The 5,862-nt window shown below is 67.7% G+C and carries 4 protein-coding genes and 1 pseudogene; all 5 read left to right on the forward strand.

The annotated features are described in order from the left end of the window. The first annotated feature begins 477 nt into the window (after positions 1-477). Complete coding sequence (locus ABEA26_RS34605) at positions 478-1,056, forward strand: LuxR C-terminal-related transcriptional regulator (protein ID WP_345597859.1); 579 nt, start codon at positions 478-480, stop codon at positions 1,054-1,056. A 113-nt stretch (positions 1,057-1,169) separates the two neighbouring features. Then, entirely contained in the window at positions 1,170-2,780 is a 1,611-nt protein-coding gene (locus ABEA26_RS34610) for a GMC oxidoreductase (protein ID WP_345597861.1), read from the forward strand. Between the two features lie 154 nt (positions 2,781-2,934). Then, positions 2,935-3,452, forward strand: a pseudogene (locus tag ABEA26_RS34615) (IS110 family transposase); the annotation flags it as partial. Positions 3,453-3,476: 24 nt separating this feature from the next. Further along, the gene (locus tag ABEA26_RS34620; protein WP_345597863.1) at positions 3,477-4,358 is read left to right on the forward strand and encodes a reverse transcriptase domain-containing protein; all 882 of its coding nucleotides are present in this window, start codon (positions 3,477-3,479) and stop codon (positions 4,356-4,358) included. A gap of 598 nt (positions 4,359-4,956) precedes the next feature. Continuing rightward, the coding region (locus ABEA26_RS34625; RefSeq protein WP_425587954.1) for a reverse transcriptase N-terminal domain-containing protein at positions 4,957-5,862 on the forward strand (906 nt) is incomplete at its 3' end.

Raw genomic sequence — 5,862 nt, forward strand, 5'->3', positions numbered from 1 at the left:
GCAGGAGAAAAGGTCTATCCGCCCGTCCCTCCGCCGACCTGTACGCCCGGTCCGGCCGTGGACGGCCGTGGACGGCCGGGTGGCCGGACCGGGGCGCGGCGCAAGGCCGCCGGGGGCCCGCGTCTGCCGGTCGGAGTCCGTCCGTCCCTCCTCGCCGGTCGCGACACCGGGAAATCGCCCTGAGCAGGGTGTTCCCGATCGACAAGGAAATGGCAGGCGACCGGCAAGGATTCCGGCGAGGAAGCCGGAAATGGTGGCGGGCGGCGGCAAGGGGCGACTAGCGGCTCGAACAAGATCTCGCAAGGGTTGTGACGCATCATGTTCGAAAGTTTGAAGAGATTGCTGGTACCGGGTCGATGACGCCCTGGCCGGCGGCCATGACGGCCGCCCACCAGCCCTCCAAATCGGTCTCGCGTCACATTTCCGACAGGGAGCCCTCTCTTGCTCAGTCCGGCACTTGCAGCTCCAGGCCTGTGCATGGCGAGCCTCGATGGCACGCTCACCATCCAGCAGGCGAACCATGAGTTTTTCCGGCAATTCAACGGATCGTCCGGGAACATTTGCGGCCGAAATTTTCGCGACGTGGTGCACCCGAGTGCGCAGCAGCCGCTGGTGCGCCGATTTTCCAAGCTGCTGGAAGGCAAGCACCAACGGTTCGTCACGCCCGTCCTCGCCCTCGGCCCGGGCGAGGAATCCGCCTTCACCGTCCCCCTCACCGCGGTCGCGGTGCGCGGCGGTCCGCCCGACTCGACAACGATACTGGTGATGATGCCCACGGCCGGTGACGGAGAGGCGACGCGCGTGGTGGCCAAGCGCGAGAAGATCCTCTCCGCGATGGACGCCCGCATCCTCGAGGGTATCGCCGCCGGTGTCTCCACGGTGCCCCTGGCGGCGAGCCTCTACCTCAGCCGGCAGGGCGTCGAGTACCACGTGACCTGCCTGCTGCGGAAGTTGAAGGTACCCAACCGCACCGCGCTGGTCTCCCGCGCCTACTCCATGGGCGCGCTCAAGCTCGGCGTCTGGCCGCCCGAGGTCGTCGAAGACTTCGTGAAGTGACCGGCCGCGGAACCCACGCCGCGACGGCCGGCCCCCGTTCCCTCTTCCCCCCATCGTCCTCCCACGTTCAGGAGCTCAGTGTGAGCACACGCCAGACTCTGTCGCGCCGCCGCATGCTCGGCCTCACGGCCTTGGGCGCCGCCGCCCTCGCAGGGCAGACCACGATCACCGCGGCGCCCCGGGCGGCCGCCGCCACCGCGGCGGGCGTCTCCGACGGCACCTTCGTCCCCGCCGTCGTGATCGGCACCGGGTACGGCGCGGCCGTTTCCGCCCTGCGTCTGGGCGAGGCCGGGGTCTCCACCCTGATGCTGGAGATGGGGCAGCTGTGGAACCAGCCCGGTCCCGACGGCAACGTGTTCTCCGGGACACTCGCGCCCGACAAGCGCTCCAGCTGGTTCAAGACCCGCACCGAGGCCCCGCTGGGCTCCTTCCTCTGGCTCGACGTCGTCAACCGGGACATCGAGCCCTACGCGGGTGTGCTGGACCGGGTCCGCTTCGACCAGATGTCCGTGTACGTGGGACGCGGGGTCGGCGGCGGCTCGCTCGTCAACGGCGGCATGGCCATCACTCCGCGCCGCTCGTACTTCGAGGAGGTGCTGCCCCAGGTCGACGCCGACGAGATGTACAGCACCTACTTCCCGCGCGCCAACTCCAGCCTCAAAGTGAAGACCATCGACGAGGGCTGGTTCGAGCAGACCGACTGGTACAGGTACGCGCGCGTCGGACGCGAGCAGGCCGCGAACGCGGGCCTGGGCACCACCTTCGTGCCCAACGTCTACGACTGGGACTACATGCGCCGCGAGGAGGACGGCACGGTACCAAAGTCCGCGCTGGCCGCGGAGGTCATCTACGGCAACAACCACGGCAAGGTCTCCCTCGACAAGAGCTACCTGGCGTCCGCCCTGGGCACCGGCAACGTTGTCATCGAGACCCTGCACCAGGTCAAGACGATCCGGCAGCGTGACGACGGTACGTACCTGCTGACCGTCGAGCAGAAGGACGCCGACGGCAGGCTGCTCGCGACCAAGGAGATCTCCTGCCGCCACCTCTTCCTCGGCGCCGGCAGCCTCGGCTCGACCGAACTGCTGCTGCGTGCCCGGGAGACCGGCACACTCGCGGACCTCAGCCCCGAGATCGGCGGCGGCTGGGGCCCCAACGGCAACATCATGACGGCTCGCGCCAATCACGTGTGGAACACCACAGGCAGTCGGCAGTCCTCGATCCCCGCCCTCGGCATCGACGACTGGGACAACCCGGAGAGCCCCGTCTTCGCCGAGATCGCCCCCATGCCGGCCGGCATCGAGACCTGGGCCAGCCTTTACCTGGCCATCGCCAAGAACCCGGAGCGCGGCACCTTCGTCTACGACGCCGCCAATGACCGGGCGGACCTGCGCTGGACCCGGGAGCAGAACGCGCCCGCGGTGGCGGCCACGAAGGCGCTGTTCGACCGCATCAACGCGGCGAACAGCACCATCTACCGCTACGACCTCTTCGGCCCGCAGATCAAGGCCTTCGCCGACGACTTCTGCTACCACCCGCTCGGCGGCTGCGTCCTGGGCAGGGCCACCGACAACTACGGCCGCGTCAGCGGATACAAGAACCTCTACGTGACCGACGGCTCGCTCATACCCGGAAGCATCGGCGCCAACCCGTTCGTGACCATCACGGCGCTGGCGGAGCGGAACGTCGAGCGCATCATCAAGGAGGACGTCACGGGCGCCTGACAAGCACGGGGCGGGGTGGCCCGCCGCCCCGCCCCGCTTCTTTGTCCGATGACGGACGCCCCCCCGTTGGGCGGCAGGTCTGCATAACGTGGATGCGCGAGCACGACACCCGAGCCGAGGCCGGCACCGTCAACACCCCTTGGGGAGGGGCGCGATGTTCGAGACCGAAGACGTGGGCGTGTTCCTGGGCCTGGACGTCGGCAAGAGTGCTCATCACGGCCACGGGCTCACCCCGGCCGGGAAGAAATCTTCGACAAGCAGCTGCCCAACAGCGAGCCGAAGCTGCGGGCCGTCTTCGACAAACTGACCGCGGAGTTCGGCACCGTCCTGGTGATCGTCGACCAGCCCGCCTCGATCGGCGCCCTGCCACTGACCGTCGCCCGCGACGCGGGCTGCCAAGTGGCCTACCTGCCCGGACTGGCCATGCGCCGGATCGCCGACCTCTACCCCGGCGAGGCCAAGACCGACGCCAAGGACGCCGCGGTGATCGCGGACGCCGCCCGCACCATGCCGCACACCCTGCGCTCGCTGGAACTGACCGACGAGATCACCGCCGAACTCACCGTCCTCGTCGGCTTCGACCAGGACCTCGCAGCCGAGGCCACCCGCACCTCCAACCGGATACGCGGCCTGCTCACCCAGTTCCACCCCAGCCTCGAACGGGTCGCGGGAAACAAAGGGGCCAAAACGCCCGGAGTGGACGGCCTCACCGCCGTCAACGTCGAGCGCGAGATCGGCCCTTACGGGTTCCTGGAGGATCTTCGCTACGTACTCAAATCGGGCGAGTTCCGCCCGCTGCCGGTGCGCGAACGCAAGATTGCCAAGCCCGGCGGCACTGGGAAGGTGCGCAAACTCGGCATCCCGACCATCGCCGACCGGGTGGTCCAGGCAGCTCTCAAGCTGGTGCTGGAGCCAATCTTCGAGGCCGACTTCAAGCCGGTCTCCTACGGCTTCCGGCCCCTGCGACGGGCACACGACGCGATCGCCGAGATCCACTTCTACGGCACCCACGGCTACCGATGGGTCCTGGACGCGGACATCGAGGCGTGCTTCGACTCGATCGACCACACGGCCCTCATGGACCGAGTGCGAGGACGAGTCAAGGACAAGCGCGTGCTGCGGCTGGTCAAGGCGTTCCTCAAGGCCGGCGTCCTCACCGAGGACAACAACCGCGAAGACACCCTCACCGGCACCCCGCAGGGCGGCATCCTCTCCCCACTCCTGGCGAACATCGCCCTGTCAGCGCTCGACGAGCACCTGACCAGGCCATGGGAACCGAACGGGGAGATGGCCACCAGCCACCTGCGCAGGCGTCGCCGCGCAACCAGACGTCCGAACTGGCGAATCGTCCGCTACGCGGACGACTTCGTCGTCCTGACCGACGGCGAACGCGACGACGTCGAGGCGCTGCGCGAGGACATCGCCAACGTGCTGCAACCGCTCGGTCTTCGCCTCTCAAAGGCCAAGACGCAGGTGGTGCACATGGCGGACGGGTTCGACTTCCTTGGTGCGACACGAAGTCGCATGGTTCGAGCGAGCACGCTGATTGGAGGGCTGAGACCAATGACAGCAGCGTAGCTCCGGATAAGTGTTCACAGGTCCGTCCCCGCTCTGACGTGCGTTGCTGGTAACGGCAGGGTGCGAAGCTCAGGGAAGACGCCCAAGGGCTCCCGCTCCATCCGGGGGTTACAGGCAAGGGGAAGGCCGGACGGGCGAGTACACGCGAACTCTCGATGATGCCTCGACATCGATACCCCCGGAGATGGGATGAACCGCTGGGGGCAGGGCTGGCCGTTGCGAAACGGCAGGCGGCGGCTGGTGACTAGGAGCCAGCCGCGAGAACACCGCCGCCCCGGGGTACAGAGAGCGCCCACCCCGGTCGGATCTCGACCATGCGGAACGTGACAACCCCGTCGGGGTCCGGGACGTGTCCCGGTAAGCCGACCGCGAGGGAGGCCCAACTCCCCGGCGGGAGCAGGACGGTCCAAGAAGCGAATGCCGGTACGTCGAAAGGCGACGGGAAACCGGGACACCACGGCCGCACCCTTCGCGGTCGTCCCGCATAACCGGCCGGATACAGGCACATGCCTGGCCCGAAAGGGAGCTGACGTGGACCGGGTGAGCCTTTGAGGCACCAAAGCTGAAGTACCGGCACCGAAGGACAAGCTGGACACAGATGACGGCACACGCATTCGCTCTCGCGATGGCGGCCCTCGGAGTGAACGGACCGGAGGACGCGGCACCCGACTGGGACGCCATGAACTGGCGCACCCACGAGGACCACGTACGGCGACTGAGGCAGAGGATCTTCAAGGCGACAAAGGAAGGGGACCTCAAGAAGGTCCGCAACCTGCAGAAGCTGATGCTGCGGAGCCGAAGCAACACGCTTGTCAGCGTGCGGCAGGCCACGCAGCGCAATGCTGGCCGCAAGACGGCAGGCGTCGACGGAGTGGTCGCTCTGACCTCCCGCGATCGAGGGGAGTTGGCAGAGCGGTTGCACCGCCACGCCTCACCCCTCAAAGCCCTGCCGGTCAAGCGGGTCTTCATTCCGAAAGCGAACGGGAAACAGCGTCCCCTGGGAATTCCGGTGCTCGCGGACCGCGTGCAGCAGGCACGCGTGAAGAACGCGCTGGAACCTGAGTGGGAGGCCCGGTTCGAGCCGAGGTCCTACGGATTCCGGCCCGGACGGGGCTGCCATGACGCGATCGAGGTCATCTTCAAGACGCTCTGCGGCAACCGCAGCAAGCGCCGATGGATCCTGGACGCGGACTTGGCCGGGGCATTCGACCGGATCGACCACGATCACCTTCTCGACAGTCTCGGCACCTTCCCCGCACGGGGCATGGTCCGGGCCTGGCTGAAGGCCGGCGTGATCGAGTCCGGCGAGTTCACACCGACCGAGGAGGGAACTCCTCAAGGAGGCGTGATCAGCCCCATGCTGATGAACGTGGCCTTGCACGGAATGGAGCACGCGGCAGGGGTCCGCTACCGGCCCAGCGCACGCAGTGACGCTGAGACGGTCAAGGGCGCTCCTGTGCTGGTCAGATACGCTGACGACCTCGTGGCGATGTGCCACAGCCGC

Source organism: Streptomyces marokkonensis, assembly GCF_039539045.1.
GTDB lineage: Bacteria > Actinomycetota > Actinomycetes > Streptomycetales > Streptomycetaceae > Streptomyces > Streptomyces marokkonensis.

Bases quoted from the DNA above. Each gene is read 5' to 3' on its own strand.
- ABEA26_RS34605 (WP_345597859.1), top strand. From the start codon at position 478: ATGGCGAGCCTCGATGGCACGCTCACCATCCAGCAGGCGAACCATGAG.
- ABEA26_RS34610 (WP_345597861.1), top strand. From the start codon at position 1,170: ATGCTCGGCCTCACGGCCTTGGGCGCCGCCGCCCTCGCAGGGCAGACC.